The 26,153-nt window shown below is 56.4% G+C and carries 26 protein-coding genes and 1 riboswitch; of the genes, 9 read left to right on the forward strand and 17 right to left on the reverse strand.

The features are described from left to right. Nucleotides 1–2 precede the first annotated feature (2 nt). A complete protein-coding gene (gene lysA / locus F9C28_RS02565; RefSeq protein WP_199013585.1) occupies nt 3–1,265 on the reverse strand; it encodes a diaminopimelate decarboxylase in 1,263 nt (420 codons plus the stop codon). A 117-nt stretch (nt 1,266–1,382) separates the two neighbouring features. On the opposite strand from lysA, the gene F9C28_RS02570 reads away from it, so the two are divergent. Next, entirely contained in the window at nt 1,383–2,357 is a 975-nt protein-coding gene (locus F9C28_RS02570) for a LysR family transcriptional regulator (RefSeq protein ID WP_199013587.1), read from the forward strand. On the opposite strand, the gene kduD is transcribed toward F9C28_RS02570, so the two are convergent. The 3 genes from kduD to F9C28_RS02585 form a co-directional block, all read right to left on the reverse strand. Next, nucleotides 2,354–3,115: a 2-dehydro-3-deoxy-D-gluconate 5-dehydrogenase KduD gene (gene kduD, locus F9C28_RS02575; protein ID WP_199013588.1), complete on the reverse strand. Its 762-nt coding sequence runs from the start codon at nt 3,113–3,115 to the stop codon at nt 2,354–2,356. The two genes, F9C28_RS02570 and kduD, sit on opposite strands and share 4 nt — an antisense overlap. A gap of 61 nt (nt 3,116–3,176) precedes the next feature. Next, nucleotides 3,177–4,013 (reverse strand): 5-dehydro-4-deoxy-D-glucuronate isomerase, encoded by an 837-nt coding sequence (gene kduI, locus F9C28_RS02580; protein ID WP_199013589.1) that lies wholly within the window; start codon nt 4,011–4,013, stop codon nt 3,177–3,179. A gap of 434 nt (nt 4,014–4,447) precedes the next feature. After that, complete coding sequence (locus F9C28_RS02585) at nt 4,448–5,629, reverse strand: acetyl-CoA C-acetyltransferase (RefSeq protein ID WP_199013590.1); 1,182 nt, start codon at nt 5,627–5,629, stop codon at nt 4,448–4,450. A gap of 205 nt (nt 5,630–5,834) precedes the next feature. Continuing rightward, nucleotides 5,835–5,906: riboswitch (Fluoride riboswitch) on the forward strand. Nucleotides 5,907–5,991: 85 nt separating this feature from the next. Between F9C28_RS02585 and F9C28_RS02590 the strand changes: the two genes are divergently transcribed. Both F9C28_RS02590 and F9C28_RS02595 read left to right on the forward strand, forming a co-directional pair. Beyond that, nucleotides 5,992–7,338, forward strand: coding sequence for a voltage-gated chloride channel family protein (locus tag F9C28_RS02590; protein ID WP_199013591.1), 1,347 nt, complete (start codon nt 5,992–5,994; stop codon nt 7,336–7,338). Continuing rightward, nucleotides 7,331–7,666, forward strand: coding sequence for a DUF190 domain-containing protein (locus F9C28_RS02595; protein ID WP_199013592.1), 336 nt, complete (start codon nt 7,331–7,333; stop codon nt 7,664–7,666). Before F9C28_RS02590 ends, F9C28_RS02595 begins: the two co-directional genes overlap by 8 nt. Before the next feature lie 93 nt (nt 7,667–7,759). On the opposite strand, the gene F9C28_RS02600 is transcribed toward F9C28_RS02595, so the two are convergent. Genes F9C28_RS02600 through F9C28_RS02615 form a run of 4 tightly spaced genes read right to left on the reverse strand, consistent with a single transcriptional unit; the run spans nt 7,760 to nt 12,596 of the window. After that, complete coding sequence (locus F9C28_RS02600; RefSeq protein ID WP_199013593.1) at nt 7,760–8,731, reverse strand: fimbrial protein; 972 nt, start codon at nt 8,729–8,731, stop codon at nt 7,760–7,762. Beyond that, on the reverse strand, nt 8,722–11,205 hold the full coding sequence (locus F9C28_RS02605; RefSeq protein ID WP_199013594.1) for a fimbria/pilus outer membrane usher protein: 2,484 nt from the start codon (nt 11,203–11,205) through the stop codon (nt 8,722–8,724). Before F9C28_RS02605 ends, F9C28_RS02600 begins: the two co-directional genes overlap by 10 nt. A gap of 14 nt (nt 11,206–11,219) precedes the next feature. Then, a complete protein-coding gene (locus F9C28_RS02610) occupies nt 11,220–11,993 on the reverse strand; it encodes a fimbrial biogenesis chaperone (protein WP_269846404.1) in 774 nt (257 codons plus the stop codon). 39 nt (nt 11,994–12,032) lie between these two features. Continuing rightward, complete coding sequence (locus tag F9C28_RS02615) at nt 12,033–12,596, reverse strand: fimbrial protein (RefSeq protein WP_199013595.1); 564 nt, start codon at nt 12,594–12,596, stop codon at nt 12,033–12,035. 546 nt (nt 12,597–13,142) lie between these two features. Here F9C28_RS02615 and F9C28_RS02620 point away from each other — a divergent pair. After that, a complete protein-coding gene (locus F9C28_RS02620) occupies nt 13,143–13,832 on the forward strand; it encodes a LuxR C-terminal-related transcriptional regulator (RefSeq protein ID WP_199013597.1) in 690 nt (229 codons plus the stop codon). A 120-nt stretch (nt 13,833–13,952) separates the two neighbouring features. Here F9C28_RS02620 and ureG read toward each other — a convergent pair whose 3' ends face one another. The 7 genes from ureG to F9C28_RS02655 are packed head-to-tail and all read right to left on the reverse strand — an operon-like array spanning nt 13,953 to nt 18,955. After that, nucleotides 13,953–14,576 (reverse strand): urease accessory protein UreG, encoded by a 624-nt coding sequence (gene ureG, locus F9C28_RS02625; RefSeq protein WP_199013599.1) that lies wholly within the window; start codon nt 14,574–14,576, stop codon nt 13,953–13,955. A 9-nt stretch (nt 14,577–14,585) separates the two neighbouring features. Then, nucleotides 14,586–15,293, reverse strand: a complete 708-nt coding sequence (locus F9C28_RS02630) for an urease accessory protein UreF (protein WP_199013601.1) — start codon at nt 15,291–15,293, stop codon at nt 14,586–14,588. After that, complete coding sequence (ureE, locus tag F9C28_RS02635; protein WP_199013603.1) at nt 15,277–15,768, reverse strand: urease accessory protein UreE; 492 nt, start codon at nt 15,766–15,768, stop codon at nt 15,277–15,279. The genes F9C28_RS02630 and ureE overlap by 17 nt, the downstream gene beginning before the upstream one ends. A gap of 9 nt (nt 15,769–15,777) precedes the next feature. After that, nucleotides 15,778–17,481 carry an urease subunit alpha gene (gene ureC / locus F9C28_RS02640; RefSeq protein WP_199013604.1) on the reverse strand — a complete coding sequence of 568 codons (1,704 nt, stop codon included), beginning with the start codon at nt 17,479–17,481 and terminating at the stop codon, nt 15,778–15,780. Beyond that, on the reverse strand, nt 17,478–17,795 hold the full coding sequence (locus tag F9C28_RS02645) for an urease subunit beta (RefSeq protein ID WP_199013606.1): 318 nt from the start codon (nt 17,793–17,795) through the stop codon (nt 17,478–17,480). Before F9C28_RS02645 ends, ureC begins: the two co-directional genes overlap by 4 nt. 7 nt (nt 17,796–17,802) lie before the next feature. After that, entirely contained in the window at nt 17,803–18,105 is a 303-nt protein-coding gene (locus F9C28_RS02650; RefSeq protein ID WP_199013719.1) for an urease subunit gamma, read from the reverse strand. A gap of 10 nt (nt 18,106–18,115) precedes the next feature. Then, nucleotides 18,116–18,955, reverse strand: coding sequence for an urease accessory protein UreD (locus F9C28_RS02655; RefSeq protein ID WP_332888479.1), 840 nt, complete (start codon nt 18,953–18,955; stop codon nt 18,116–18,118). Between the two features lie 262 nt (nt 18,956–19,217). Here F9C28_RS02655 and F9C28_RS02660 point away from each other — a divergent pair, with 262 nt between their 5' ends. The 3 genes from F9C28_RS02660 to F9C28_RS02670 are packed head-to-tail and all read left to right on the forward strand — an operon-like array spanning nt 19,218 to nt 21,736. Continuing rightward, complete coding sequence (locus F9C28_RS02660; RefSeq protein ID WP_199013608.1) at nt 19,218–20,240, forward strand: methionine ABC transporter ATP-binding protein; 1,023 nt, start codon at nt 19,218–19,220, stop codon at nt 20,238–20,240. Beyond that, the gene (locus F9C28_RS02665; RefSeq protein ID WP_199013609.1) at nt 20,233–20,901 is read left to right on the forward strand and encodes a methionine ABC transporter permease; all 669 of its coding nucleotides are present in this window, start codon (nt 20,233–20,235) and stop codon (nt 20,899–20,901) included. The genes F9C28_RS02660 and F9C28_RS02665 overlap by 8 nt, the downstream gene beginning before the upstream one ends. 22 nt (nt 20,902–20,923) lie before the next feature. Then, a complete protein-coding gene (locus F9C28_RS02670; protein WP_199013610.1) occupies nt 20,924–21,736 on the forward strand; it encodes a MetQ/NlpA family ABC transporter substrate-binding protein in 813 nt (270 codons plus the stop codon). Between the two features lie 33 nt (nt 21,737–21,769). Here the strand turns inward: F9C28_RS02670 and F9C28_RS02675 are convergent, their stop codons facing one another. Beyond that, nucleotides 21,770–22,144, reverse strand: a complete 375-nt coding sequence (locus F9C28_RS02675) for a cupin domain-containing protein (protein WP_199013612.1) — start codon at nt 22,142–22,144, stop codon at nt 21,770–21,772. Nucleotides 22,145–22,181: 37 nt separating this feature from the next. Beyond that, nucleotides 22,182–23,483, reverse strand: coding sequence for an NAD(P)/FAD-dependent oxidoreductase (locus F9C28_RS02680; RefSeq protein WP_199013614.1), 1,302 nt, complete (start codon nt 23,481–23,483; stop codon nt 22,182–22,184). A gap of 170 nt (nt 23,484–23,653) precedes the next feature. Here F9C28_RS02680 and F9C28_RS02685 point away from each other — a divergent pair, with 170 nt between their 5' ends. Further along, nucleotides 23,654–24,481 (forward strand): AraC family transcriptional regulator, encoded by an 828-nt coding sequence (locus F9C28_RS02685; protein ID WP_199013616.1) that lies wholly within the window; start codon nt 23,654–23,656, stop codon nt 24,479–24,481. Between the two features lie 160 nt (nt 24,482–24,641). After that, nucleotides 24,642–26,030 carry an APC family permease gene (locus tag F9C28_RS02690; RefSeq protein WP_199013618.1) on the forward strand — a complete coding sequence of 463 codons (1,389 nt, stop codon included), beginning with the start codon at nt 24,642–24,644 and terminating at the stop codon, nt 26,028–26,030. Nucleotides 26,031–26,153 lie beyond the last annotated feature (123 nt).

A 26,153-nucleotide genomic window follows, 5' to 3' on the forward strand; every position in this document is an offset into this window, starting at 1 on the left:
GGTTATACCGCTTCGAGGGCGAGCAATTCCTGCACGGTCTGGCGGCGGCGAATCAGGCGCGGCTCACCGCCGTCGAACAACACTTCCGGTAACAGCGGACGGCTGTTGTAATTGGAAGACATTGACGCCCCGTACGCCCCGGTATCATGGATAACCAAATAGTCACCGGGCTGTACCTCCGCCAGGCGCCGGGTCTCTACGGTTCCCCCTTCCTGCTGGGTAAAGACATCCCCGGATTCACACAGCGGCCCGGCGACGACCGTTTCCCGTAGCGGCGCCTGCCGCAAGTCGCGGCCATCACCGGCCAGGGCCGAAATATGATGGTAGCTGCCATACATCGCTGGCCGCATCAGGTCATTAAACCCGGCGTCCACCAGCACAAAGTGGCGGCGGCCCATCTGTTTAACACTGCGCACCTGGGTCACCAGCACCCCGGATTCCGCCACCAGGAAACGCCCCGGTTCGATTTCCAGTTTAACCGGGTGCTTCAGGTGGGCGGCAATCTGCTCCCGGGCGCGGTTCCATAAGCCGTAATAGTGCTCAGTATTAATATGCTCCTCGCCCTCGCGGTAAGGGATAGACAGCCCGCCCCCGGCGGAGATTGCCTCCAGATCCTGATCAAAGGCCACCACCTGGTCCACCATCGCCCCACATACCTGCTCCAGATGGCCGTAGTCCACCCCGGAACCGATATGCATGTGAATGCCCACTAACTTCAGACGATACTGGCGGATAACCGCCAGGGCCTGGGGCAGATCTTGATGCCAGATCCCGTGTTTACTGTTCTCACCGCCGGTGTTGGTTTTCTGGCTGTGGCCGTGGCCAAACCCCGGATTAACCCGCAGCCACACCCGGTGCCCCGGGGAGATAGCCCCTAACTGGGCCAGCATATCCACCGAACCCGCATTCACCGGGATAGCCCACCCGGTTACCCGGGCCAGGGTCTCCTGGTCTATCACATCAGCGGTGAACACAATGTCGTCCTCGCCCCGGTGCGGATCATACCCCGCCGCCAGCGCGCGCTCGATTTCACCACAGGAGACCGCATCCACCTTCACGCCCTGCTCACGCATCAGGCGCAAAATATGAATATTGGAGCAGGCTTTTTGGGCAAAGCGGACCACATCGAACTGCCGCAGTTTGGCAATCTGCTGGCGAATAATCGCCGCATCGTAGACCCATACCGGGCAACCAAAACGTTCCGGCAGGCTAAGCAGGTTGGCCGCGGTTAATGCGCTATCAGTGTTATCAAGGGGACGAGGCATGGTCACTCCGCTAAAACGTTACTGTATTGCCGTATTATTGCCACGGTCCGGTAGCAATAAAAAATATCGCTTTCTACAGAGTCTATGCAAAACTGATATGGATTTCGGAGGGAAACGATGCCAGCAATTACGTTACGCCATATTGAAATATTCCACGCGGTGATGACGGCGGGTAACCTCACAGAGGCCGCCGTCCTGCTGCACACCTCCCAGCCCACGGTAAGCCGCGAGCTGGCCCGCTTTGAAAAGCTGATCGGGCTGACCCTGTTCAGCCGCAGCCGCGGGCGGCTACACCCCACGGTGCAGGGGCTGCGCTTGTTTGAAGAGGTGCAGCGCTCGTGGTACGGGCTGGACAGGATCCTGAGCGCGGCGGAAAGCCTGCGGGAATTTCGCCAGGGGGAGTTATCCATCGCCTGCCTGCCGGTATTCTCCCAGTCGTTTTTACCGCCGCTGCTGACGCCGTTTTTGCAGCGCTACCCGGAACTGAGCCTGAATATTGTGCCCCAGGAATCACCGGTGCTGGAAGAGTGGTTATCCGCCCAGCGCCACGACCTGGGGATCACCGAGACACTAACCACCCCGGCAGGTACCGAGCGCCAGCCACTGCTTACCCTGAATGAGGTCTGTGTCCTGCCCGCCGGGCACCGTTTATGCCATAAGGGGTGCCTGACACCTGAGGATTTTGAGGGGGAGAACTACATCAGCCTGTCCCGCAGCGACAGTTATCGCCAGTTGCTGGACTCGCTGTTTCACGAACGCGGGGTGCGGCGGCGGATGGTGGTGGAAACCCACAGTGCCGCCTCGGTCTGTGCGATGGTCCGGGCTGGGGTCGGCCTATCGGTGGTCAACCCACTGACCGCCCTCGACTATACCCGCAATGCCACCCTCAACACCACCTGCACCCCGGGCGCCGGCGGCGTTGAGGTGCGGCCATTCAGTATTGCGGTTCCCTTTACCGTCAGCCTGATCCGCCCGGTGCACCGCCCGGCCTCAGCACTGGTCGAGGCGTTTGTTAGCCACCTGGTCAGCCAGATGCCGCGCTTTAGCGCGGCACTCAGCCACTGGCAGCCGCCATTAGCCGGGGGGGATTAACGCGCCAGCCAGCCGCCATCAACAGCAACGGTATAACCGTTAATGTAGTCCGATGCAGAAGACGCAAGGAACACCACCGGCCCCATCAGATCCTCCGGCAGCCCCCAGCGCCCCGCCGGGATACGGCTGAGAATTTCACTGCTGCGCTGCTCATCGGCGCGCAGTTGCTGGGTGTTGTTGGTGGCCATGTAACCCGGGGCAATGGCGTTAACATTAATGTTGTGTTTGGCCCATTCGTTGGCCATCAGGCGGGTAATGCCCATGACCCCGCTCTTCGATGCGGTATAAGACGGCACCCGGATGCCGCCCTGGAAGGAGAGCATTGAGGCGATATTAATTATCTTGCCGCCGTTACCCTGGGCAATAAACTGTTTTGCCACCGCCTGGGACAAAAAGAACACCGTCTTGATGTTCAGGTTCATCACGTCGTCCCAGTCTTTTTCACTAAATTCCAGGGCATCCTGGCGACGGATCAGCCCGGCGTTGTTAACCAGAATATCAATATGGCCGAACTCTGCCACCGCGCGCGCCAGCAGGGACGGGACATCATCCAGCGTGCGCAGGTCCGCGGTGAGGCTCAGAAAACGACGGCCGGTGGCGGTCACCCGTTCAATGGTTTCTGTTGGCTCAACGATATTAATCCCGACGATATCGCACCCGGCCTCGGCCAGGCCCAGCGCCATCCCCTGGCCGAGGCCAGTGTCACAGCCAGTCACGATGGCCACTTTACCCTGCAGAGAAAATGTATCCAGAATCATGTTGTGTTCCTTTATATGACGCCCGCCCTGGCGGGCCATATGTCAGTGAATTATCCGCCGCTTAGCGCAGATCGTTAATCGCCACGTGGTCCATATCGTCGAAGACCTGGTTCTCGCCCACCATGCCCCAGATAAAGGTATATGCCTTAGTGCCGACCCCGGAATGGATAGACCAGCTGGGCGAAATAACCGCCTGCTCGTTACGCATCACGATGTGGCGCGTCTCTTGTGGCTGCCCCATCATGTGGAAGACGCAGGTATCGTCGTCCATCCCGAAATAGAAATAGACCTCCATCCGGCGCTCATGGGTATGGCACGGCATGGTATTCCACAAGTTACCCGGCGCCAGCTCGGTCAGTCCCATGCTCAGCTGGCAGGTTTCCAGCACATCGGGAACAAAGTATTTATTGATGGTGCGCCGGTTACTGGTGAGGTCATCCCCCAGGGTGACTGGCGCGACATCTGCCGGGGTCACTTTTTTGGTGGGGTACGTGGTGTGCGCCGGGGCGCAGTTGTAATAGAAGCGCGCCGGCTGGCTGCTGTCGACACTGGCAAATAACACGTCTTGCGCGCCTTTTCCGACATATAACGCGTCACGGTGGCCAATCTCGAAACAGGTACCGTCAACGGTGATGGTGCCCGGGCCGCCAATGTTGATAACCCCTAATTCCCGGCGCTCCAGGAAATAGCTCACCCCCAGTTGTTTGCCCACTTCGCGCCCTACCGTGACCACGCGGTTCACCGGATTAACCCCACCCACAATGATGCGGTCAATGTGGCTGTACACCATGGTGTATTCATCGGGGGTGAAAATCGTATCAATCAGAAACTCGTTACGCAGCCCTTCCGTATCGAGTGTTTTAGCGTGATCGCTATGAATACTTTGACGAACGTCCATCTGAACCTCACAAATGCCGAATGCACGATACGGAAGACCGGTTCCGCTGCCTGATGACGAAATGGTATGCGGAATGAAACGTGATTTCAATATTAAATAAAACAATGTTTCATTTATTTTTTAACTAAAATTTAAAAATGTATATCGGATCACGAAGCGGTGCGGGATAAAAAATTAACCCATTGTAATAGATGATAAATATTTTAAAGTATTGCGGTAATCGCGGCTAAGCGCGAAAAAGCGGGACGGCGGAGAAAAGCGGTATTTTTATTTCAGGGGAATAGCACAGCGCGGCAGGATTATTGTGGCCTGATAGTCAACAGTATCATGGCATAACGCCAGCAGCACAGCAGACGGGCCACGGTACGTGGCCCCGACAGGCGCGGCAAACACCGCGCCGTCAGAAGGGGACGTTTGAGAAGCAAGGGTAACAATCAGCCGGGGTAGCCCGTGTCCCGTTCAATGGCCAGCGCCACCCCCTGGCCGCCGCCAATACACAGGGTCGCCAGCCCTTTATTGGCCTGGCGCTTGATCATTTCATGCACCAGCGAAACCAGAATACGGCAGCCGGACGCCCCGATGGGATGGCCCAGCGCAATGGCACCGCCATTGACGTTCACTTTGCGCTCGTCCCACTCCAGTAATTTATTGACCGACAACACCTGGGCGGCGAAGGCCTCGTTAGCTTCTATCAGATCCAGATCGGCCAACGCCCAGCCCGCCCGCTCCAGGCAACGGCGCGTGGCGTAGACTGGCGCAATCCCCATCAGTGCCGGGTCCACCCCGACACTGGCAAAAGCACGGATCCTGGCCATCACCGGAATGCCCAGCGCTTGCGCTTTGCTGGCGCTCATCATCATCACCGCGGCGGCACCGTCGTTAATCGACGAGGCATTCCCGGCGGTCACACTGCCGAGGGAATCAAAAGAAGGCGGTAAGGTGGCCAGCCCTTCTTCGCTGGCGTCCAGGCGGGGCTGCTCGTCAGTATCAACAATCTTATTGCCGAGGGTGACCGGCACAATTTCATCCCGGAAGCGCCCGCTGTCGATGGCCATTCTGGCTTTACGCTGGGAGGCCAGCGCATAGGCATCCTGGCGTTCACGGCTGATCCCGTATTCCCGGGCGAGGTTCTCCGCCGTAACCCCCATATGATAATCATTAAATGCATCCCACAGGCCGTCATGGACCAGGCTGTCTATCAGGTGCGCGTCCCCCTGCAGGATGCCTTTACGGCTGTTGGTCAGGACATGGGGGGCGCGGCTCATGTTCTCCTGGCCACCGGCGATAACCACGTCGGCTTCACCGCACTGAATGGCCTGGGTCGCCAGATGCAGCGCTTTCAGGCCCGAGCCACAGACGTCATTAATGGTGATGGCAGACACCGACCACGGCAGGCCGCTATTTACCGCGGTCTGGCGGGCGGGATTTTGCCCGGCCCCGGCAGTCAGCACCTGGCCCAGTATCACTTCATCCACCAGGGCGGGATCAAGCGCACAGCGCTCCAGCAGCGCTTTTACTACCACGGTTCCCAGCTCCGCGGCGCTGTAGTGGGCCAGCCCCCCCTGAAAGCAGCCGATTGGCGTCCGGGCGGCCCCAACGATAACGACATCTTTCATTTTTGTTCTCCCCCATACAGGACGGCGAACATAGTAATTTATTGTTATTAAAAATTTATAGAATGTTTAAAAAATGGTGAAGGACATCACAGAGCAAAAAAGCATCGCCCTGAGGCAGGGCCGCGCCGCACGGAAATTTATGAAAGAAAGCACACTAATATGTAACCCATAAAAGTATTACATTTAAAATTGTGATGGTGGTATGATTCCTGCCGGAGATGGCATTCCTCCCGAGTAAGAAACCGCCTTAACGAAGGCTGATGATGCCTGCATCAATTCCTGTCCACGCAGGAAGATGTAGGTACGTCCTTACGCTTCCTTTGCTGGCTCAGGGTTTTCGTTTCATTGATACCCGGACCACTATGAAATATCTTACAAACCGTCGTTCTCCGGACCTGCTGCCGGAACCTGCCTTAATCCCCTGGCTGATTAAATGGCTGATTTTGTCATCGCTGGTGGCAATTCTTGCCGGCTCTGCTTCGGCGATTTTCCTGTTTTGCCTTGACTGGGCAACCGCTACCCGCCTGAGCCACCCCCTGTTACTGTGCTTTTTGCCCGTGGCCGGTTTTATCGTCGGCTGGATTTACCTGCGGGTAGGCCAGAAGGTTGAGGCCGGGAATAACCTGTTAATCGATGAGGTTCACACACCGCAGCGCACCATTCCACTGCGGATGGCGCCACTGGTGATGCTCGCCACGATTGTTTCCCATCTGTTTGGGGCCTCCGTGGGCCGGGAAGGCACCGCCGTTCAAATGGGGGGCGCCCTGGCGGATCAAATCGTGCGCCTGTTCCGGCTCTCCCCGGATGAACGCCGTATGCTGCTGATGGCCGGGGTGAGCGCCGGGTTTGCCTCGGTATTCGGTACCCCCCTGGCGGGGGCTGTGTTTGGCCTGGAAATGATGGCGATTGGCCATATCCGTTACGGCTCCCTGTTGAGTTGTTTTGTGGCCGCCGTGGTGGCCGATCAGGTGGGGCTACTGTGGGGGATTCACCATACCCATTACCCGATTGGCGCACTGCCGCCGGTTACCCTGTGGGGCATTACCGCGATCGTGGTTGTCGGGATAGCCTTTGGGGCCACTGGAAAACTGTTTGCCATGCTGACCCATTACCTGGGGGGCCACTTTAAACGTGCCGTGCCTTATGGCCCACTGCGTCCGTTTATTGGCGGGGCGGCCATTGCGCTGGTCGCCTGGCTGTTCAGTGCCCAGCACTATCTCGGCCTTGGGATCCCCACTATTGTCAGTGCGTTTCAGCAGCCGTTACCGGGCTATGAATTTATCACTAAACTGGGCTTTACCGTGGCCTCCCTGGCCAGTGGCTTTAAAGGCGGGGAAGTGACACCGCTGTTTTATATCGGCGCGACCTTAGGTAATGCCCTGGCGCCGGTATTACATATGCCCTTCCAGTTACTGGCGGCGGTCGGTTTTGTGGCGGTGTTTGCCGGGGCGGCCAATACCCCCCTCGCCTGCACCTTTATGGCCATGGAGCTGTTCGGTTCCGGTGTCGGGGTGTATGCCGGTATTGCCTGTGTGGTGAGCTATTTGTTTTCAGGTTACTCCAGTATTTATCGTTCCCAGCGCGTTGCCATCGCGAAGTATCACGCGGTACCGGAAAATATCAAACTGGCGGATATTCCGAACTGGCAGCAAAAGCAATCCGACGCCGCAGCCCCCCAGCAACCCGCGAGAGACAGTTCCCATGAGTGATATTTGTACATTACGCTGCTATTTCCCGCACGGGGCACGTCTGAATGCTGAAGGGTTCTGGAAAAAACTGCGCAGCCAGCCGCTGGGGCTGTACCTGATTAAAGAAGCAAAGCGCGCCGATATCCAGCAGGCGCTGCTGATATCGGCCCACGCCGGTTATCTGGCCGGGCATCCGCTGCGCTACCGGCACCCGGAATATGTGTCAATTCAGCACCCGGACTGTGTGGAGCTGATTGACAGCAAACCGCGGCTGAAAGCCTTTGCCGAACAGCACCGGGAGCAACTGCACGACGCACAAATCATGATGTTCTCTGGCGAGCCGATTTGATGGTTCCGGCCCCGGTGAGCCCGGGCTTCGTCGGGCTCACCGGGCAACGCGCATAAAAAAAGCGCCCCGCGGGGCGCTGTATCAGGGTAACAATCAGTGATAACTGAGCGTAAACGTCAGTGTCGAATAGATAGCCCCGGGGTTAATTCGCGCCCCATACTGGTAATACCGGGCCGTCATCCGCAGCGGGATCACCTTATATTGGGAGGGGACGGTACCGATGGTTTGTGTCGCATTCAGTTTAATCGGCTGTTTGTGCCAATCCAGCACCTGCACCCCAACCCCCTGAGCCGCATTGCCCCCCCTTAGGCTATTAAATAACACGCCATCCGTTGCGTTGGTTCCCTCAGCACTGCGCCCAAACCAGTTAACCCGTAACTCACTTTCGCCCCGGGGGCTGACGCCGCCGTGACACACCAGATTAATGGCAAACGGTGTCTCCCCGGCCCAGGTTCCCGGGCCTTTAAGGGCGCGCGCCATGATAGACGGTAAGGTAACCCGGCGCTCATTATGGCCCTGAATTTCACAGGATGAGGCAATTATCTTGATGCCATTTGCCGGGACATTCAGCCGAATGGCCGGCCGCGGATGGCCAGCAAAAGCAAAGTTGGCATATTCGCCAGACTTCAGCGCACCGCTGCCGGTGCGATCGCTGGTTTTAATCACTTCCAGCTTCATCCGGGCACCTTTCATATGTGCCGGCGCAACAAAAGCATCATTGGGTACCGTCAGTTTCTGGCCGGTGCTGGTCTCCAGCGTAAAGCGCACCCCAATACCCGGTACCGATGTCTGCCAGATATTATTGCCTATCGACTTCAGTGACGAGGTGGTCCAGCGTGACATCAGTTGCTGGGGCAGAACACACGATACCTGATCCTCATTGATATGCAGCGGCCAGGTACGGGACATCAAGACGGCCCCCGGGCCCTGCTGGCTATTCACCATAATCGGGCTGGTTACCAAATCAATTTTGTTGGTGGGGATCTCACATGACGACGCCGCATAAGCATTCCCCGCGCTCGCCGCAAGCGCACACACTACAAACAGCCCTGTTTTTAACGACATTTTGCCTCCTGCTGCCCGAGAACCACGGTACACTGGCCGCCATCCCAGCTCACCTTAACGCTGGTTGCTTCTTCAGAATCAATAAACAAACGGCTACCCTGGCCGACATTCCCGACAACACTGCCCTTGTTATCGCGGATGATGGCGCCGAAAGGTAACGGCGCGCCATTCGCCTGGCGGGCGGTTAACACCCGCTGGAAGGTAGACTTGGTGCCAAATTTCACTGGCACCACGCTACCGCTATAAGGGGCAACCACGGCACGCGTTTGGGTTATCTGCACCTTGTCTGAGGTGTCTTTCGGATCAATCGTTAATTCATTGATCCGGTACGGGATCAGCCACGGCATCAGCGCATAGCCGCGACCGTCGACCACCACCCCCGGAGAGGCGTTGATCCGCGCGCCTTTAGCGCCTTTTGCCTCAATCACCGCAATGGTGTCACCGCGCTCCGGTGAGAAAGTGAGCCCCCCCGGATGGGCAACCATGGTGCCGGACAGGCTGACACTGCCCTGGCGGTAGTCATCCCCCTGGCTCCAGGTACCATCTAAACGGGTTATCGGGCTACGCCAGCCACCGTTAACGCCATATTCATAATGGCCACCGCGACGCCCGCCGGCATTCACGCCCCAGGTCACATCGTTGTACTGATCCAGTGAGCCCGCCAGGCCCAAACGGCTGGAATCAAATTTGCCGTTTTCAGTAAAGGTATCCGAGCTGGCCTGTAAGAATCCGCCGGATTCACGCTGCGTGGTCCAGTAGAATGACAGGGAAATTTGATCATCCCGGGTGGTCTCGTAGTTACGGCTACGCACCCAGTTACGCTGGGCAGATATCGACATGCTGAGGTTGCCCCAGGAAGCACTATACCCAATGCCATATTGCTCATAGTGCTGGTTGTCATCACGGTAGCGCGAACTGGAGCCCGTCGCCCATAGCGCCCCCCAGTTCCCCGGCAGTGGCTGGTTCAGCGTGGCAGAGACATAATGCTTCTCCTGGAGTACCCAGTCAGCGCGGCGCGAGTCGGTTTTATCCAGACCATCGCGCTGGCTGAAGAACCCGGACGTGTTGTAATAGCCTTCCAGTTGCAGTGAGGTTTCCACCCCCGGCAATGTACGGTTAAAGGATAAACGGAAGCGCTGGCCCTGCTTATTCCCCATGTCTTTGGTCTGCGTATCCGCGTGGGTCACATCCACCGCCAGCGCACCAAGAAGGGTATTGGTCCCTAACCCCACCAGGCCCGCATAGTACCCCTGGAATCCGGTGGCGCCGGTATAGGCGGTAAAGGTGTTACTCAAACCATACTGATAGCTGGCCTGGGCCATGGTCGGTGAATGATCAGAGTCGTCTTCATCCACGGTCCCCACCGCCAGGGAATAACGGCTGAGGCCCGGACGTAAAAGCTGCGGCATGGTGGAATATGGCACAGTAAAATTACGCACCCGGCCGTCTGCTTCCTGGATGCTGACCTGCAAGTCACTGCTGTTGCTGGGCGGGAACAGCGTATCAAATGAGAACGGCCCCGGCGGCACCGTCGCCTGATGAATAATCCGCCCGTTCTGGCTCACCGTTACCCGGGCATTGGTATCCGCGATCCCGCGGATCACCGGCGCCCAGTTGGTTGCGCTATCCGGGCGCATCGCATCCTGGGTGCCTAATCCGGCACCGATAATACGCATCCCGTCAAACATCTGGGCATCGGAGGTAAATTGCCCCCCGGTAAATAACGACTCAATCGACGGCAGATGGCGTTTTAACGCGGTCTGGTTACTCTTATACCTGTTTTCATTATCTTCGTTATCCCAGTTGTAGCTGCCGTTATGTTCCAGCATCCACTTACCCATGGATAACCGGCCATCCAGCCCGGCCCACACGCTATCGGAACTATCGCGAAAGCGCGTATCCCCGCCAGAACTCTTATTGGTATTGTTGTAGTAGTTAGCAACATAGCCAAGGTTAAACGCCGGCTCACTCTCCTGCCATTGTTCCGGCGGGGCATAGTTGGCATCCAGTTGGTACTGGTACGCCTGCGGCAAGCGTAAATCCAGGCGGAAGGTATTACTGTTGAGATTCTCGGCGAACTCGCTGCTGGCGTGCCAGTCATTGAGTGGCCCACAATAGCCCGGTTGTTTTGCCAATTTGGCATTCAGTTTCCGGGTATTAATGCCATACAACTCCAGCATTTCCCGGGTATAACAGCTGTTCAGTTTGCCATTTTTATTGAAGGTAAAGGGTAAGGTGTGGCGGCCACGCCACTGATTATTCACATAAACATCAACGCCATAGGTTCCTGCCGCCAATGGGCTGACACTAAAAGTACTCAGATCCGGGCGCGCGCCTGGGTCACTCATGATGAAACTATTATTAAAGTTGTAGGTTCGTGGGGCTGTATTTTCCGCTGCCAGAGCAGAAAGCGGATATAACGCCAGCGCTATCAGTGTCGCCATGCGCGTAGGGCACAGAATTGGTGATTTCATGTCTGTCCCCTGGATTAGCGCGTAACAATCTGGGTGGAGGTAATACCACCGTAATCGTTAATTTCTTCCAGCTTAAGGGACTCGCCTGCAGATACCGCGGCAGTCAGGGAAACGGTTTGCTGATTTTTCGGGGCAACCATCACCGCCTCGCCCAGCAGCTCCGGCCCTGCTTTACGGCTCAGGCTACCTATCGTGATATAAAAAGGCGTGGGGTTAATAATGGTGGCATTACGGCCCGCGGTACGCAGCTCCAGCTTGTCGAGCGCCAGTTGGCGATCGCCGAGCCCGGCGGGACGCCAGAAGAATTTAAAACGCGAGCGAATCGCCATTTCGAGGATATTCACATCCGCTTTCGCCGCCTCTTCACTACTGGCGGGAATATCTAATACATTTAGCCACAACAAACTTTCCCGATCCCTGGGAAATGCCGATTTAGTTTCAGCTTTAATACGTATAACTTGTGCCTGACTACCATCAATACGTACCATCGGAGGGGAAATAACAAAAGGAGTATTAATATTTTCCGGGGCTACCGAACTGTCGCCATTATCAAGCCAAACCTGCGCCAGTGCCGGGCTATCTCCAGAATTGGTTAAGCTAATGGTAATTTCCTTTTCATTAGCGGGATAAACAAATCTCGTGCCTCCTACAATAATATTTTGCGCCATTACCGGCACAGTAAACAACACACTAAAAACCAGTGACAAGTATTTCATCTTGATATCTCCATCATCCATATTGACAGAATCAGCAAGCGCCACGGCAATCCTGCCGTGGCGCTCTGACATTACCAGATCAGTAATACTTTCACCGTAGGGTAATACGTATTACTGATAAGTGATGCTATATTTCGCGTGAGCTTTAACTGAACCCGGTTTTACTGGACCACGCTCATCACCTTTAATATATCCGACTTTAAAACTATAAGTACGACGTTCACCATCGTGAGAGACATATGATGCTTTATAACGTTTGGTTGAGTCCTTGAGATTAACATTATTATTATGGTTGTCAATTAAGCGTAGTGCTACGTTTTGTGCACCACCACGGCCGTCATTTGTCAGGTCACCGTTCTTATTAACATCAACGCGCGGTACATCCCATGCCAGCTTCGGTGCATAATGACCGTATGCCGGGCAATCTTTTACATTAATTTCGAAGCGAGTATCACCTGTAGTTTGGCCTGAATGTACCTGACGATCCATTACTACCGGCAATGTTACATTAAGGTTTTTACCTTCCCCGGTAATCTTACAAGAGTTAGTCAAAACTTTGCCGTGGAAATGTACCATCCCAGTCGGGTCAATCGGTTCCATTGATGGACGGGCCTGTGCAGTACCAGCAGCCATACCCAGGGTAGAGATCATCACGGCGAGAGCTAACTTATTCATATTAATCGTCCTTTCCTTAGTGGCGATTCGCTATCCGTGACCAGAAAGTTTTATCCGGTGAATCGCACGGTAGCGTCAGCGTTATAAAGTTTTGTGTGAACATCATTTTCACACTTGCTTTGATACGGTGTCTCCGTATTGCGAAATCAGTATCGAATATTGTTTCTTGTTTGTAATTAATCTGTGAATACGATTTCGTTAATTAGGTCCGACCACATATACGCTATTTTAACCACGAATCGAATAAACCCCTGATGGTGACTAGTCTCTGGTAATAAATACCTCTCTCTCTATTTTCCATGTTAAATCCCATTTGTATAGTTTTTTGTAAAAATGATTACGCTGGGTAAACCACAAATTATTCAACCTGGATTTTTGACAGGTTGACATTCATAGATGTAGTCTGCTTAATGTTGCGCATAGGAACATTCCTATGTCGCATTCTCTAATACAAAATACTTTTGTGCCGTTAACTAATCGGAAATAATTGCTCGTCTATTCATTAAGAAATAATGATGAGCAAATATAAACTAAGGAGAGTTTACTATGTCTGATATGTTAAATAACACTTCAGCAGATAAACGGATTATCTTAATTACTCGCCCGGCGATTCAGGCCAGGACGTTCGCACATTACGTTAGCCAGTCTCTGGAGATTGAAGTAGAGATAAAAAACATCAACTCACCTGATGAAAAACTACTTTCATCTGGTGCTATTATCTTGTTTGATATCACACTTTCAAATAAAAGACTCAATAGCTACTGGCGCGAATTGATTCACGCGCAATGCGATAATCCACGTTTATTTTTGATTAATAGCGCCCATAAATATGAGTTAAGTGAAATTGCACAATGGCAGTCTCTGTATGGGGTATTCCGTTATGACGATAATGAAGCACAACTGTTAAACGCCATTCAAGCCGTATTATCCGGGGATCAGGCTGTCAGCCTGAATGCTATGCACCCCTCGCTCTATGCCAAAACATCCTCCCCGCAGCATGACACCCACACCAAAACCACGCTCACCGAGCGCGAATGCGAAATCTTATACGAGCTGCGCCAGGGCGCAACCAATCAGGATATTGCCCGGGTGCTGTTTATCAGTGAAAACACCGTGCGTACCCACTTGTATAACGTGTTCCGCAAGATCAGCGTCAAAAACCGCACCCAGGCGGTCAGTTGGGCGAACAGCAATCTGCACCAACATGCCATGCTGGACCACTACACCAACGTCTGAAATACATCACCCCGAAGGAGCGACCTATTGACCTGATACAACGCCTATTCGATGACGGACAAAAACGGCAATACGCCAGTGTTGCCGTTTTTGTTTTCCGGTCTCCGCCACTCTGCCGCGCTAGTGATTCCCCAGCATGCCCCTATCTTCAATAAAACCAATAATCGCCGCTAACCCATCCCCGGCTTTCAGGTTGGCAAAGGTCCACGGACGTTCACCGCGCATCCGCAGCGTATCCCGTTCCATCACCTCCAGGGATGCCCCCACATAAGGAGCCAGATCGGTTTTGTTAATCACCAGGAAATCAGAACGGGTGATCCCCGGCCCGCCTTTACGGGGAATTTTCTCGCCTTCTGCTACATCAATCACGTAAATCGTCAGATCCGCCAGCTCCGGGCTGAAGGTGGCACTCAGGTTATCCCCGCCGCTCTCCACGAAGATAACATCAAGGTTAGTGAACTTTTCACTCAGGGCTTCCACCGCTGCCAGGTTCATGGAGGCATCTTCCCGGATGGCGGTATGGGGGCAGCCCCCGGTCTCCACACCAACAATACGCTCCGGCTCCAGCGCCCCGGCCTCGGTCAGGATGCGCTGATCTTCTTTGGTGTAAATATCATTGGTCACCACCGCCAGCTGCCAGTTATCACGCATCGCCTTACATAAGGCTTCCAGCAGTGCCGTTTTACCGGAGCCAACCGGCCCCCCCACCCCAACACGCAGTGGCTGTTTAATCTGTTGTGACATAACGCATCCTCAGGAACGGAATAAACGGGAATATTGTGTTTCATGGCAGGCAGAAGCGATGGCGCTGAGCGGGGTTGCCGCCCCCAGGCGGTGATCCGGGCACGCCAGCGCCTCCGCCATCCCTGCCGCAAAGTCATCGCTCAGCGATAAAATCAGCCGCTGCGCCGCCTGTTGACCAAAGGGCACCAGTTTGACACCGGCCATCACCGCCCCTTCAATCCAGCTGTAGCCCAGGCTAAGGGCCATCGGTGATAAGCCGGTCTGCCAGTGCACCGCCAGCCAGGCCATGCCGCACAGCTGGCTGCGGGCGAACAGCGGCTGCCAGCCCGGGGGAAAATCCGGCGCCCACTGGCCGATCAGCCGGGTAAATGCCGCCCCGCGGCTGCGCTCTTCGTCACGCAGCTCCCGGGTTTCCCGGCAGGCCAGTAAATACTGGGTCCAGTGCCGGGCCGCCGCCAGATCCTGCGCCACGCACGCCTGATACAACCGGGCCAGCAGCGGTAAATCGACAGTAAAGAAACTGTGCGCCATTTGCTGGCGCTGCCAGCGTTCAAAGCTGGCAACATCCGTGACCCAGCCCGCCTCAACCGCCCACTCCAGGCCCTGGGACCAGGTAAACGCCCCCACCGGCAGGCTGCCGCTGGCCAGCTGCATCAGCCGCAGCCACTGGCGGCCCGGCAGGCCGGCCCCATCGCCGCACTCAGTGATTATGCTCATGGGGGTGTTCATGATGATGATGCGAAGAATGATGGCCATGCTCCCGGGACTCAGCGCTGTAGGCCCCGGCCTCCGGTTCAAAAGGCAATTGCGCATAGCCAACCGTTAACCCCATCTGGCGCAGCATGTCGTCCAGCACATGATCATGGTGGTAGCGCAGCTCTCCGGGGATAATTTCCAGCGGTACATGGCGGTTGCCGAGGTGATAACAGGCTTTCGCCAGCACAAAAGGATCAGCGCAATGGACAACCGAGAGCGCTTCCGGGGCGGCAACCACCGCCACAAACAGCTGATTATCGGCATCGGTCAGCACATCCCCCCCGCGTAGCAACAGGCCCCGGGGCAGGATCAACCCCGCCGCCCGGCCATCGTCGAGGGTAACCTTCACCCGGCTTTTTACCCGCAGATCAATAGGTAAGATTACCCGGCCAGTAACTGGCCCCGGGTTCGCGGTACGTTGAGTCAAATACAACATCACGGCTCCTTAAAACAGAAAATAGCGCTGGGCCATCGGTAATACCTGCGCCGGTTCGCTGGTGATAAGCCCGCCATCGACCCGAACCTCATAGGTTTGGGGGTCCACCGTTATATCCGGTAGCGCGCTGTTATGGATCATGTCGCACTTTTTGATACGGCGGCAGCCCTTCACCACCGCAATACCGCTCTGCAAGCCGAGCCGCTGTGCCACCCCGCTGGCCAGCGCGGTCTGGGATAAAAATGTCAGACGGCTGGCGTGGCGGGCCTGGCCGAGGCTGCCCCACATGGGCCGGTAATGTACCGGTTGCGGTGTCGGGATCGAGCCATTGATATCCCCCATCGGGGCGGTGGCTATCATGCCGCCTTTCAGCACCAGCGCGGGCTTCACCCCGAAAAATGCCGGGGACCAGAGCACCAGATCCGCCAGTTTGCCGGGCTCAACAGAGCCCACCTCATGGGCAATACCGTGGGTCAGCGCCGGGTTAATGGTGTATTTGGCGATATAGCGCTTCACCCGAAAATTATCGTTATCGCCCTGATCCTCCGGCAGAGGGCCGCGCTGGACCTTCATCCGGTGGGCCACCTGCCAGGTACGCAGGATAACCTCCCCCACCCGGCCCATGGCCTGAGAGTCCGAAGAGGTCAGCGAAAAAGCGCCCAGATCGTGCAATACGTCCTCTGCGGCGATGGTTTCCCGGCGAATGCGCGACTCGGCAAACGCCACATCTTCAGCAATGTCCGGGTCCAGATGGTGGCACACCATCAGCATATCGAGATGCTCATCAATGGTATTGACGGTGTACGGCAGGGTCGGGTTGGTGGAGGACGGTAAAATATTGGGCCGGGCGCAGGCGGTAATAATGTCCGGCGCATGGCCACCACCGGCCCCTTCGGTATGGAAGGTGTGAATGGTGCGATCGCCGATAGCCCCCAGGGTATCCTCAACAAAGCCGGACTCGTTGAGGGTATCGCTGTGCAGCGCCACCTGGATGTCCATCTCTTCGGCAACGTCGAGGGCACAGCTGATGGCCGCCGGGGTAGCTCCCCAATCCTCATGAATTTTCAGCCCCACCGCCCCGGCGGCCACTTGCTCACGCAGGGCATCGGGGCTGGCACAGTTCCCTTTCCCCAACAGGCCGATATTTACCGGCAGGGTATCCGCAGCCTGTAACATGCGGGCGATATACCAGGGGCCCGGGGTGCAGGTGGTGGCATTGGTCCCGGCGGCGGGGCCGGTGCCGCCACCTATCATAGTCGTCACCCCGGAGATCAGCGCCTCTTCCGCTTGCTGGGGGCAAATCAGATGAATATGGGTGTCTACCCCGCCGGCAGTCACAATTTTGCCTTCGGCGGCAATCACCTCGGTGGCCGCCCCGATGGGAATGTCGACCCCGGGCTGAATATCCGGGTTACCGGCCTTGCCCAGGGCGAAAATGCGCCCGTCTTTTACGCCAATATCCGCTTTAATGATCCCCCAGTGGTCGATAATCAGCGCGTTGGTGAGCACCAGATCGACACAGCCATCGCGGCACATTTGGCCTTGCCCCATGCCGTCCCGGATAACTTTGCCGCCGCCAAATTTTACTTCTTCCCCATAAATCGTGCGGTCTGCTTCTACCTCAACCCACAGTTCGGTATCCGCCAGGCGGACTTTATCCCCGGTGGTGGGGCCAAAAATATCCGCGTAGGCCTGCCGTGACATGGTGCTCATTGGTCATCCTCCAGTGCGCCCATCACCGCAGCGCGGAACCCAAAAATCTGCCGCTTGCCCGCCACCGCCACCAGGGTCACCTCCCGGCGCTGGCCCGGTTCAAAGCGCACGGCGGTCCCGGCAGGAATATGCAGGCGAAAGCCCAGCGTCTGGGGGCGATCAAACACCAGTGCCGGGTTTACCTCATAAAAATGATAATGAGAGCCCACCTGCACCGGCCGGTCGCCGTGGTTCTCGACGATAATCGTGCGGGTTTCCCGGCCCTGATTGATAGCAATCTGGCCGGGCTGAATACGGTATTCCCCAGGAATCATACGGGCCTCACACAATCGGGTTATGCACAGTCACCAGTTTGGAACCATCCGCAAAGGTGGCCTCCACCTGAATATCGGGGATCATCTCCGGGACCCCTTCCATCACCTGATCCCGGGTTAGTACATGGCGCCCGGCGTCCATCAGCTCCACCACGCTGCGGCCATCCCGGGCCCCTTCCAGAATAAAGGCGCTGATCAGCGCCACGGATTCCGGGTAGTTTAATTTCAGCCCGCGGGCCAGGCGCCGTTCGGCCACCAGCGCTGCAGTAAACAGCAGCAATTTATCTTTCTCTCTGGGGGTCAGTTCCATCATGTTTCCCTTATGTGTTCCAGATACGGGGGGTATGGGGGGAGCAGCCGGTCAGTTGCGGGCGCGCCAGCTGCCACAACGCGCGCATAACCTGCTGGCAGGCCAGATTATCCCGGGCAAGAATACGCACAGACAGCAAACCGTCATTCAGGGTGGCACCGGCCCTGGCCTCCGCCCGGGTAAGGTATTGTTCAAGGCAATGGCGAATATCCTCCAGCAGCGTATCGCTGCCGGGCCAAAACAGCAGGCTGCCCACCCAGGGGTAGCCTGCCACGGTGGACAGGTCGCCATCGCACAGGCTCAGCCGCTCAATGGACAACGGCTCCCCGGCCAGCCACACCTCCAGCCGGTTTTCATAGTCACCGTGGCTAAAAGGTTCACCCCGTACCGGCTGGCCCAGGCACAGTAAATCCCAGGCCAGCAACACGCTGGAGGGGGCAAGGGAAAAGACCGTGCGGACAGCCACCCGGGCACCGGGGAACAGAATGCTGTCCTGGGGTAACCATTCAAGAATTGCGCCGTCTGCCAGCTGGAACTGCTGGTCAACACAGGCCTGCGGGCCGCCGCTGCGATAAAACTTGGTGGCGCCGGGCATGGTGACCAGGGTGTGGCAGCCCTGGTTAAGCGTCAGATGGATATCCAGCCGATCGCCCCCGACAACGCCGCCGGGAGGATGTAATAAATAGAGGTGGCAGGGGTGCCCCTCCGGGTAAAACGGCCGTTGTACCGTGAGCGGCCCCTGGCGCCGGGTAGATGCCAGCACCGTTTTGCCCTGTACGCACTCAAATTGCAGCGCCAGCCGCGCCAGCCAGCCGCTGCTTTGCGCCGGCGCCTGAATTACCTCGTCCACCTTTCCCCCGGATGCGGATCATCAGCCCTGGCCCCAGTATGCCCGGGCGCCCCGAAAACCGGTCATATAAAAAAGCGATGACAACCCGGCAGAATTGCCGCACCGGCGCGGCTTTTATTCCTTTTCATTCTATGGCGGCGCTATTTTGTTCTTTGAAAAATTCTCAACACCAATTACCATCTGGACGTCTATATCTCCAGACGTAAAAAATGCTAAATACAAAAAAACGCTAATGATATGAAAAAATAGGTAAGCCGCCAGGATGATTGAACTCAGCAATATTTCGAAGATTTTTAGCCAGGGGAAGCGCCCTATCACCGCGGTGCAAGACGTCAATCTGCGTATTGAACAAGGGCAGATTTACGGCATCATCGGCTATAGCGGCGCCGGGAAAAGCACCCTGATTCGGCTGTTAAACGGGCTGGAAAAACCCACCACCGGCAGCGTGACCATTAACGGCCAGGCGATCTCTGCCGCCCGGGGCGAGGCCCTGCGCCAGGCACGCCTGAAAATCAGCATGGTGTTCCAGCACTTTAATCTGCTGTGGTCCCGCACGGTAAGCGAGAATATTGCCTTTTCAATGCAGATTGCCGGCGCCCCGAAAGCCAACATTAAGGCCCGGGTGGCGGAGCTGATCGCCCTGGTTGGCCTGCAAGGCCGCGAAGACGCTTACCCGGCACAACTGAGCGGCGGCCAGAAACAGCGGGTGGGCATCGCCCGGGCGCTGGCCAATAACCCCGATGTCCTGCTGTGTGATGAAGCCACCTCTGCCCTGGATCCCCAGACCACGGATCAGATCCTCGATCTGCTGCTGGATATTAACCGGCGCTTCGCCTTAACCATTGTGCTGATCACCCACGAGATGCACGTGGTGCGTAAGATTTGCCATCGCGTGGCGGTAATGGAAAACGGCCACGTGGTGGAAGAAGGCGACGTATTACAGGTATTTACCCACCCACAACAGCCGATTACCCGCCAGTTTGTTAGCCAGATTAACGCCACCGGGGGGAGCGACAACTTCGATCCCGCCCTCGCGGCCGGGCTCCCCGGGGTGATTATTAAATTGACGTTTACCGGCCAGCGCACCCACCAGCCGGTGGTGGGCGCCCTGACCCTGAAATACGGCCTGCCGTTTAATATCCTGCACGGCAAGATGACCCAAACCGCTCAGGGGGTCTTCGGGCAGTTGTGGCTGCATGTTGATGCCAGCCCGGAACAACTGGTGCAGATAGCGGCCGATTTACAGGCCAGCGCCATTGAAAGTGAGGTTATCTCCCGTGACTGAAACACTTTTTCCCCATTTGCAATGGGACCAGCTTTGGGACGCCACCCAGGAAACGCTGTATATGACCGCCTTATCCGGGGTGGCCACGTTTGTCCTCGGCACCTTACTGGGGCTGGCGCTGTTTTTAACCGCCAAAGGCGGGCTGTTTCAGAACAAGCCGCTGTATAGCGTGATATCGCTGGTGGTGAACGTGTTCCGCTCGATCCCGTTTATCATTTTGATTGTTTTGCTGATCCCATTTACCAAGGTCCTGGTGGGCACCATTCTCGGGGTCAATGCCGCCTTACCGGCTCTGATTGTCGGGGCAGCGCCGTTTTATGCCCGGCTGGTCGAAATTGCCCTGCGTGAGGTCGACAAAGGGGTTATCGAGGCAACCCGTTCGATGGGTGCCCGGCTGAGTACATTAATTTTTCGTGTTCTGTTGCCGGAATCCTCTCCGGCACTGGTCTCCGGTATCACGGTGACCCTGATTGCCCTGGTGAGCTACAGCGCCATGGCCGGGGTGATCGGCGCCGGGGGTCTGGGAAATTTGGCTTATCTGGAAGGATTCCAGCGCAACCACAACGACGTCACGCTGGTGGCCACGGTGACCATTTTGATAATCGTGTTCATCATCCAGTTCTGCGGCGACGTAGTGACCTCTCTGTTAGACAAACGCTAATAACAATATTGGAACCAACATCATGAAAAAAACACTGACACTGATCGCCGCCGCCACCTTAAGCGCCCTGAGCTTTACCGCCCTGGCCGATACCTTAGTGGTGGGGGCCTCTAACGTGCCCCACGCTGAAATTCTCGAACAGGCGAAGCCTATCCTCGCCAAAGAGGGCATCGATCTGGAGATTAAACGCTTCCAGGACTACATTCTGCCGAATACCGCACTGGCCAGCCGGGAGATTGACGCCAACTACTTCCAGCATATCCCGTACCTGAACAGCGTTATTAAAGATCACGCCGGTGACAAGAGCTATGACTTTGTCAGCGCTGGGGCTATCCACATTGAGCCAATCGGTATTTACTCTAAGAAGTACAAATCCCTCCAGGATCTGCCCCAGGGCGGCAAAATCATCATGCGCGATGCAGTCTCTGAAGAGGGCCGCATCCTGTCTATCTTTGAAAAAGCCGGCGTGATCACGCTGAAGCCGGGGGTGGATAAAGTGAATGCCCGCATCAGCGACATTATTGATAACCCGAAAAAGCTCAAGTTCCTGCCGAATGTGGAGGCCGCCCTGCTGCCGCAGATGTATAACAATGACGAAGGTGATGCGGTGGTTATTAATGCCAACTACGCCATTGATGCGGGCCTTGACCCGGTGCATGACCCGATTGCGGTAGAAAGCGGCGAGAACAACCCGTATGCCAATATCATTACGGTGCACCGCGGTGATGAGAAGAAAAAGGACATCGTGGCGCTGGTCAATGTCCTTCATTCCAAACCGATCCAGCAGTGGATCCTGACCAAATATAAAGGTGCCGTGATCCCGGTAAATAACTGATCCCGCCCATAAGGGCGAGCCTCCGGGCTCGCCCTACTGGCTGCTGGCCACCGCCAGATAGTGCTTCACAAAATCATCGCTCAATACCTCCCAGCGGGTAATCGTCCCCTGGGCAATCAGCCAGCTGTCCCCGGCGCGAAAATGAAACTGTTCGCCGCTTTGTTCGTTGACCATCCGCACTTCCCCGGACAACAACGTCGCCTGCTCGGTAAACGGATAATGCAGACGAAAACTGCCGCGGCGGGTACCAAAGTAACCGGCACTGGTGGCATCCCCCGGCGCACCCAGCGTCATGCGGCCAAATGCCTCAACATCCCCGCCGAGATCTTCAGCACCAATGGCGCTGAATTTCCCCCAGTTGTCCAGGGCATCAAGGGTGGTGCTGTCGTCAATTGCATATAATTTCATGATGTTACCTTTTGATTGTCGTAAATGGATAGCGCCATTAACGGCGTCCCTGCCAGTACCCGGCGGTCTGGTGCATCGCCTTACCAAGCGTGCACAGCAGCGCGCGGAAGTTATCTTTCCCGTTCAGTGACTGGCGCGGCACGCTGCTGATTAACCGGTAACGCTCACTGCCGCCGGTGATGCCCTCCGCCAGTACCTTGCAAATAATCTGGCTGGGGGTAACCCCAAAACCGCAGTACCCCTGGACAAAAAACGCATTATCGCGGCCCGGCAAGGTGCCAATCTGCGGGAACAGATTGCGGGTGCTGGCCATCGGGCCGCCCCAGGCGAGGTCGATTTTCACTTTGTCGAGATAGGGGAAAATTTTCAGCATCCGGCGGCGGTTCCAGGCCTTGAGATCCCCGGGGATATAATCCACCAGCGGTGTCGCCGCCCCGAACAGCAGGCGGTTTTCCCGGGTGACCCGGTAGTAGTCGATAATCGGGCGAATATCGCTGTAGGCCCCGCGAATCGGGCTGATACGCGCAATCAGTTCATCGGACAGCGGCTCGGTCATCAACTGAAAGGCGTAGGTATTAATGGTGGAGCGGTGCAATTCCGGCTCAAGGTGGTTAATAAACCCGTCACAGCACCACACCAGCTTGCTGGCGGTAACCGATCCTTTGGCGGTACGCACCCGGATCCTATCGCCATAGCTAACCTCCACCACCGGGCTGTGTTCAAAAATGCGCCCGCCGTAGCGTGTCGTCAGGGCTTGCGCCTCCCCCAGTAACAGGTTCAGCGAATGGACATGGCCGCCCCCCATATGCACCAGCCCGCTCTGATAAGCCCGGGAGCCAATCACCGATTGCAGTGCCTCGCCCTCGAGGTAGTGAATATCGTCGCGGGTATTAAGTGACGTAAACAGCCCTTCCCACTGGCGCAATGTTTTGCTCTGGCGCGGGTTAAACCCCAGATAGACATACCCGGTCTGAAAATCCGCATCGATCTGGTAGCGCGCAATGCGCTCGCGCATAATTTGCGGGCCCAGCTCGCTCAGGGCGAGAATAGTCTTCACCCCCTCCTCGCCGACCGCGCTTTTTATTTTATCCAGATCGTGCCCGATCCCGGCCATTACCTGGCCACCGTTACGCCCGGAGCCGCCGAAGCCAAGGTAACGCGCCTCAAGCACCGCCGTATTGGTGATGCCTTTTTCCGCCAGTTCCAGGGCGGTATGGATCCCCGAGAATCCGCCGCCGATAATCACCACATCGACATCAATATCATTCTCAAGTGACGGAAAATTAAGATTATATTTTTTTGTCGCCGTGTAATACGTGGCGGTTTCGTCAATATGCATAGCAGCCATCCCGTAACACCGTAATGGCCAGTATTAGTAACCGGGTTAATGAGAGCTGTATTGAATATTTACGACAAAAACCTGGCGAGTTTTTAATTTAATGTTAAATCTTTGTTGCATCAAGGTTTGTAAATTACGGTCAATCAATCCCCGATCCCGGGAAGGTCATTATGTTAACGTCACGCACGGCAAGCCCCGCCGCCTGCCCAGAGCAGCCTTACTTTGTGGTGAGTGCCGGTTCGCCCTACTACCAGCGCGAGATCCGCCAGTCCGGCATCAGCCATTTTTACCGCTTCCGGGTTACCGCCCCCCCTGGCCCGGCGCTGGCGATACCGGACGGCTGCGTGGATATTCTGTTTGACTGCGACAGCAGTGATCCCCGGGCCAGGGTCTGCGGCACGCTGATGCACGCCCGGGCCGTGGAACTACGCTGCGGGCATCACTATTTTGGCGTGCGGTTTCTGCCGGGCATGATGCCGGACTTTCTCGACCTCCAGGCCGAACAGTTACCGGGCCATGAATTTAACTTCCTCGATGCGGTACCGGATGGCCGCACCGCCTTTGAGCAGATAGTCAGCGCGGATACCTTTTCCCGCCAGATAGCGCTATTTAACCACCATTTTGCCAGCCGTTCCCTGCGCGCGCCCTGTGAGGTGATCCGCTACGCCATCGAGCGTATTCGCCAGCAGCACGGTAATATTCGTATCGACGCGCTGGAAACCCGCACCGGTTACAGCAGCCGGACCCTGCAGCGCCTGTTCCGGGCCGACACCGGCATGTCCCCGAAAGGTTTTTGCCGGGTGGTACGGTTCCAGTCAGCAATCCACGCCCTCAGCCACAGCCCGGCGCCGCATTTATCGCGTATCGCGCTGGACCTCGGCTTTAGCGATCAGTCCCACTTTTTACGGGAATTCAGGGCGTTAAATAACACCACCCCCGGGGAGTACTGGCACTATATGGCCGCCATGGCCTACGCCAGCCGCATTCAGCATGGCTGAATGTGACGCACCGCAAAACCCCGTATGGTGGCCCGTGGCGCTGTCCGATTTCTTCTATCTTTGCTTATGCGCTTCATGAACTATCAGCCTGTCCACCTGCCCTGGCAGCCGCCTACCTGCGCGCCGCCAGATAACAAGATTCTGATAACAGGACATGTTTATGAACGCAAAGACAGGATTACGGAAAAACAGCATTGGCTTGTTCTCGCTTATTTTTTTTGTGGTTGCCGCCGCCTCCCCGCTCACCGGGGTGGTCGGGGGGTTACCGGTCGCCATTTTTGCCGGTAACGGTGCCGGGATCCCGGTGGTCTATCTACTGGCCTGCCTGATCCTGATGACCTTCTCCGTGGGGTTTATCGCCATGAGCAGGCACGTCACCAATGCCGGGGCTTTTTACGCGTATATCTCTCTCGGCCTCGGCAGGCACAGCGGCGCCGCCGCCTCTATTCTGGCCCTGCTGGGGTATATCTCCATCCAGATTGCTATCGTCTCAATGCTGGGGTTTTTTACTGAGGCGCTGCTCAGCCAGCACTTCCGCGCCGCACCGCCCTGGTGGGTATTAAGCGGGGCATTTGTCGCCATCGTCTGGGTAATGAGCATTAAAAAGGTGGAAATCGGCGGGAAAATCCTCGGCGTACTGATGCTGGCAGAAGTGGCTATCATGCTGCTGACCGACACCGCCATCGTGACGCAAAAAGCCGGTTCGCTGACCTTTGCCCCGTTCACACCGGCGGTGTTTATGGACGGCCATCTGGGCATTGCGTTTATCTTCGCCATTGCGGCGTATATCGGCTTTGAATCGACGGCGATTTACGGGGAAGAGTGCCGGGAGCCACAAAAAACCGTCCCCCGGGCCACCCTCTGTTCGCTGTTGATCATTACCGCCTTTTTCAGTTTCACCAGTTGGGCGCTGGTCCAGGCCTGGGATATCAACCAGATAAGCGCCATCGCCCGGCGCGATCCGGGGAATTTCGTGTTTGATATTACCCGCCAGTACGTGGGCCAGTGGGCGGTAGATACTATGTCTATTTTGCTTATCACCAGCCTGTTCGCCGCCACGCTGGCCTTCCACAACAACATTGCCCGCTATTTTTTCAGTATCGCCCGGGATGGCCTGATCTGGCATACACTCTCCGCCACCCATCCGCACCACGGCACGCCGCATCACGCCTGCCACGTCTATAGTCTGGTGTTAATGGCCCTGCTGGGTGCTATGGGGCTGGCCGGGTTAGATCCGATGGCGCAGATTTTTGCCTTCGGCTCGGCCATTGCGACCTTGTCAGTTCTGGTACTGCAAACCGGGGTGTCCGCGGCGGTACTGGCCTTCTTCCACCGCCGCCCGCAGCTCAACCATAACCGCTGGCAGATTCGCTATGCGCCGCTGTTGTCGCTCTGTTTTATGGCGGGGACCATTGTCCTGGTGGTGGAAAATTTACAGCTATTGAGCGGCAGTGACTCCCGGCTGATCATGGGGATTCCCTGGTTAATCCTGCTGTGTGTTGCGCTGGGTTACCTGCTGGCCTGGCGGCGGCCGGTGGTCGCACTGTAGGCCTCCAGCCACACGATGACCCCGGTTGAGGATGAAAAATATTCATCTGACCGGGTGTCATTATTTCGCGGGCTGATTACACATCTGCACACATATTTCTGCACCAAAGCCGCAATAATTGCG

The sequence above is a fragment of the Shimwellia pseudoproteus genome (genome assembly GCF_016415625.1).
In the GTDB taxonomy this organism is placed as follows: Bacteria; Pseudomonadota; Gammaproteobacteria; order Enterobacterales; family Enterobacteriaceae; genus Shimwellia; species Shimwellia pseudoproteus.

Excerpts from the sequence above, each read along its gene's own strand:
- F9C28_RS02660 (WP_199013608.1), top strand. The coding sequence starts at position 19,218 with ATGATTGAACTCAGCAATATTTCGAAGATTTTTAGCCAGGGGAAGCGC.
- ureG (WP_199013599.1), bottom strand. The coding sequence starts at position 14,576 with ATGTCACAACAGATTAAACAGCCACTGCGTGTTGGGGTGGGGGGGCCG.
- F9C28_RS02570 (WP_199013587.1), top strand. The coding sequence starts at position 1,383 with ATGCCAGCAATTACGTTACGCCATATTGAAATATTCCACGCGGTGATG.
- F9C28_RS02670 (WP_199013610.1), top strand. The coding sequence starts at position 20,924 with ATGAAAAAAACACTGACACTGATCGCCGCCGCCACCTTAAGCGCCCTG.
- F9C28_RS02600 (WP_199013593.1), bottom strand. The coding sequence starts at position 8,731 with ATGTCGTTAAAAACAGGGCTGTTTGTAGTGTGTGCGCTTGCGGCGAGC.
- F9C28_RS02585 (WP_199013590.1), bottom strand. The coding sequence starts at position 5,629 with ATGAAAGATGTCGTTATCGTTGGGGCCGCCCGGACGCCAATCGGCTGC.
- F9C28_RS02690 (WP_199013618.1), top strand. The coding sequence starts at position 24,642 with ATGAACGCAAAGACAGGATTACGGAAAAACAGCATTGGCTTGTTCTCG.
- F9C28_RS02680 (WP_199013614.1), bottom strand. The coding sequence starts at position 23,483 with ATGCATATTGACGAAACCGCCACGTATTACACGGCGACAAAAAAATAT.
- F9C28_RS02685 (WP_199013616.1), top strand. The coding sequence starts at position 23,654 with ATGTTAACGTCACGCACGGCAAGCCCCGCCGCCTGCCCAGAGCAGCCT.
- F9C28_RS02610 (WP_269846404.1), bottom strand. The coding sequence starts at position 11,993 with ATGTCAGAGCGCCACGGCAGGATTGCCGTGGCGCTTGCTGATTCTGTC.
- F9C28_RS02595 (WP_199013592.1), top strand. The coding sequence starts at position 7,331 with ATGAGTGATATTTGTACATTACGCTGCTATTTCCCGCACGGGGCACGT.
- F9C28_RS02590 (WP_199013591.1), top strand. The coding sequence starts at position 5,992 with ATGAAATATCTTACAAACCGTCGTTCTCCGGACCTGCTGCCGGAACCT.
- F9C28_RS02675 (WP_199013612.1), bottom strand. The coding sequence starts at position 22,144 with ATGAAATTATATGCAATTGACGACAGCACCACCCTTGATGCCCTGGAC.
- kduI (WP_199013589.1), bottom strand. The coding sequence starts at position 4,013 with ATGGACGTTCGTCAAAGTATTCATAGCGATCACGCTAAAACACTCGAT.
- F9C28_RS02630 (WP_199013601.1), bottom strand. The coding sequence starts at position 15,293 with ATGAGCATAATCACTGAGTGCGGCGATGGGGCCGGCCTGCCGGGCCGC.
- F9C28_RS02615 (WP_199013595.1), bottom strand. The coding sequence starts at position 12,596 with ATGAATAAGTTAGCTCTCGCCGTGATGATCTCTACCCTGGGTATGGCT.
- F9C28_RS02605 (WP_199013594.1), bottom strand. The coding sequence starts at position 11,205 with ATGAAATCACCAATTCTGTGCCCTACGCGCATGGCGACACTGATAGCG.
- lysA (WP_199013585.1), bottom strand. The coding sequence starts at position 1,265 with ATGCCTCGTCCCCTTGATAACACTGATAGCGCATTAACCGCGGCCAAC.
- kduD (WP_199013588.1), bottom strand. The coding sequence starts at position 3,115 with ATGATTCTGGATACATTTTCTCTGCAGGGTAAAGTGGCCATCGTGACT.
- ureC (WP_199013604.1), bottom strand. The coding sequence starts at position 17,481 with ATGAGCACCATGTCACGGCAGGCCTACGCGGATATTTTTGGCCCCACC.
- ureE (WP_199013603.1), bottom strand. The coding sequence starts at position 15,768 with ATGTTGTATTTGACTCAACGTACCGCGAACCCGGGGCCAGTTACTGGC.
- F9C28_RS02650 (WP_199013719.1), bottom strand. The coding sequence starts at position 18,105 with ATGGAACTGACCCCCAGAGAGAAAGATAAATTGCTGCTGTTTACTGCA.
- F9C28_RS02620 (WP_199013597.1), top strand. The coding sequence starts at position 13,143 with ATGTCTGATATGTTAAATAACACTTCAGCAGATAAACGGATTATCTTA.
- F9C28_RS02645 (WP_199013606.1), bottom strand. The coding sequence starts at position 17,795 with ATGATTCCTGGGGAATACCGTATTCAGCCCGGCCAGATTGCTATCAAT.